Origin of the sequence: Mesorhizobium sp. M1A.F.Ca.IN.020.06.1.1, assembly GCF_004023265.1 — a bacterium.
In the GTDB taxonomy this organism is placed as follows: Bacteria; Pseudomonadota; Alphaproteobacteria; order Rhizobiales; family Rhizobiaceae; genus Mesorhizobium.
Map to the genome: position 1 here is coordinate 1 of NZ_RZSR01000840.1, position 2,670 is coordinate 2,670.

Here is a 2,670-nt window from a genome sequence, read left to right on the forward strand (position 1 = left end):
TGTTGCTCACCGCCTGCCAAGGCCATCGTCACACGGGTTCGCGGAGAGGGCAAGGAAAATAGGAAATGCGCCGGCTTTGGTTTTGTGCTCGGTTTCGAACAGCCCGGTGGCTCAAGCGCTCAAAGGCGATTGCGTCGGTCGCCATATAGCAAGAAACTGACCTCCCGCTGCGGCGGACCGGTCCCTAACGATTTGAGAGTTTCTACGATGAAGATCATTGCGTGCGGCAGCGTGCCGACGATCATCGCGCCTGAAAAGTATTTCACCGGCAAGGTGCTGCAGACGCCGATCATCGAGAAGGAGGCGCCGGCGCGGCTGAGGGCAACCCTGGTCAGTTTCGAACCGGGCGCCCGCACGCATTGGCACACGCACCCGCTCGGCCAGACGCTCTACGTCACGGCCGGCGCCGGGCTTGCGCAAACGTGGGGCGGGCCGATCGAGGTGATCAGGGCCGGCGACGTCATCTCCTTCGCGCCGGGCGAAAAGCACTGGCACGGCGCCGGGCCGAAGACCACGATGACGCATGTCGCCATGCAGGAAGCGCTGGACGGCGTCCATGCCGAGTGGCTCGAGGCGGTCTCCGACGAACAGTATGGCGGCTGATTGCCGTCCAACAATACCCGGCACCCGGCGCGAAGCCGGGTTTTGTGGATGGCGGCGTTGCCGATCAGGTCAGCGACGCAGTGAAGCGCTGGATGCGGGTGCAGGCTTCCTCCAGCAGCGCCTCCGATGTTGCGTAGGAGATGCGGAAGTTCGGGCCGAGGCCGAAGGCCGATCCGAACACAACGGCAACGCCTTCGGCGTCGAGCAGCTCCGAGCAGAAGACTTCGTCATTGTCGATGACCTTGCCGGCCTTCGTCTTCTTGCCGATCAGCTCAGCGCAGGACGGATAGACGTAGAAGGCGCCTTCCGGCGATGGGCAAGAGATGCCGCGCGCCTGGTTGAGCATCGACACGACGAGGTCGCGCCGCCCCTGGAAGATCGCCCTGTTCTTGGCGATGAAGTCCTGCGGGCCGTTGAGCGCCTCGACGGACGCCCATTGCGCGATGGTGCAGGCGCCGGAAGTCTGCTGGCCCTGGATCATGTCCATTGCCTTGATCAGCGGCACCGGGCCGGCGGCGTAGCCGATACGCCAGCCGGTCATGGCATAGGCCTTCGACACGCCGTTCATGGTTAGCGTGCGCTCGTAGAGGCTCGGTTCGACCTCGGCGATGGTCTTGAAGACGAAGTCGCCATAGGTCAGGTGCTCATACATGTCGTCGGTCAGCGTCCAGACATGCGGGTGCTTGAGCAGCACGTCGGCCAGGGCCCTGAGTTCACGCTCGGTGTAAGCGGCGCCCGATGGGTTGGACGGCGAGTTCATCAGCAGCCATTTCGTCTTCGGCGTGATCGCCCTTTCCAGCACCTCAGCCGTCAGCTTGAAGCCGTTGTCGATCGAGGTGTCGGCAAAGACGGACGTGCCGCCGCAGATCGCCACCATTTCCGGGTAGCTCACCCAATAGGGGCGCGGGATGATGACCTCGTCGCCGGGGTTCAGCGTCGCCATGAAGGCGTTGAACAGGATCTGCTTGCCGCCGGTGCCGACGATGGTCTGCTCCGGTCGGTAGTCGAGATTGTTCTCGCGCTTGAATTTTTTCGCGATCGCCTCGCGCAGCGGCGCGATGCCGGAGACCGGCGGGTACTTGGTCTCGCCACGCCGGATCGCCTCGATCGCCGCGTTCTTGATGTTATCGGGCGTGTCGAAGTCCGGCTCGCCGGCGCCGAGGCCGATGACGTCACGGCCGGCATTTTTCAGCTCACGCGCTTTCTGCGTCACCGCGATGGTCGCGGAAGGCTTCACGCGGGAAAGGGCGTCGGCAAGAAAGGCCATGACAGAGCGTCTCCAAGAGAAGGGCGCGGCCAGGAGCGGCCGCGGCGCCTCTCATGTCGCATCATCGGGCCAAGCGCAAGCATTGTCGGGTGATCCAGAGGTCAAGGTGGCGTGAGCGGCAACTATAAATTCATCAACGAGCGGTAAACCCTTGGCTGGCAGGATGGCAGATCGAATTCCGCTTATTCTGCGGAGCGAGGGACCTTTGTCGCGCAGCATCGGGCTTGCCCATATCATCCGTCATGATGACGGCACCTCAAGCGGTGTCTGGGGAATCTACACGCTGCAGAGCGCCTTCCAGCCAATCTTCGCCTTCGATGGAGGCAAGCTTTCGCTCGTCGCCTTCGAGGGGCTTATCCGCCCGTTCCGCGACGGTGAGCCGCAATCGCCGATGAGCTTCTTCGGCACTTGCCCCGCAGGCGACCGGCTGCATATCGAGGCGCTGACCAGGACGCTGCATCTGCTCAACGCCGGCGGCTGTCTGCCGCAAGAGGCGTCGATTTTCGTCAATTTCGATCCGTCGGTGTTCACCGACCGCGCCATCGTCGACAAGGCGCTGCGCGACATGCGGCTGGTGCTGCACGAGGCCGGCATCGACCCGCGCCGTATCGTGTGCGAGGTCACCGAGCAGAAATCGGCTTCGCAGGAAACGCTCTACAGCTTCGTCGAGGCGCTGCGCGCCAACGGGTTCCGCATCGCCGTCGACGATTACGGCGCCGACGAATCCGACATCAACCGCATCAAGGAATTGCGGCCGGACATCGTCAAGTTCGACGCCAACTGGATCACGCAGCTGATGG

General features: G+C 63.3%; 3 protein-coding genes. 2 read left to right on the top strand and 1 reads right to left on the bottom strand.

The window, feature by feature from the left end; genetic code table 11:
- Positions 1 to 207: 207 nt before the first annotated feature.
- Entirely contained in the window at positions 208 to 603 is a 396-nt protein-coding gene (locus EOA60_RS27795; protein WP_066994518.1) for a cupin domain-containing protein, read from the top strand.
- Between the two features lie 64 nt (positions 604 to 667).
- Here EOA60_RS27795 and EOA60_RS27800 read toward each other — a convergent pair whose 3' ends face one another.
- Entirely contained in the window at positions 668 to 1,870 is a 1,203-nt protein-coding gene (locus tag EOA60_RS27800) for a pyridoxal phosphate-dependent aminotransferase (protein ID WP_095823236.1), read from the bottom strand.
- A 205-nt stretch (positions 1,871 to 2,075) separates the two neighbouring features.
- On the opposite strand from EOA60_RS27800, the gene EOA60_RS27805 reads away from it, so the two are divergent.
- Positions 2,076 to 2,670, top strand: a 595-nt coding sequence (locus EOA60_RS27805) for an EAL domain-containing protein (protein WP_164899584.1), incomplete at its 3' end; no start/stop codon positions are given.

Excerpts from the sequence above, each read along its gene's own strand:
- EOA60_RS27795 (WP_066994518.1), top strand. The coding sequence starts at position 208 with ATGAAGATCATTGCGTGCGGCAGCGTGCCGACGATCATCGCGCCTGAA.
- EOA60_RS27800 (WP_095823236.1), bottom strand. The coding sequence starts at position 1,870 with ATGGCCTTTCTTGCCGACGCCCTTTCCCGCGTGAAGCCTTCCGCGACC.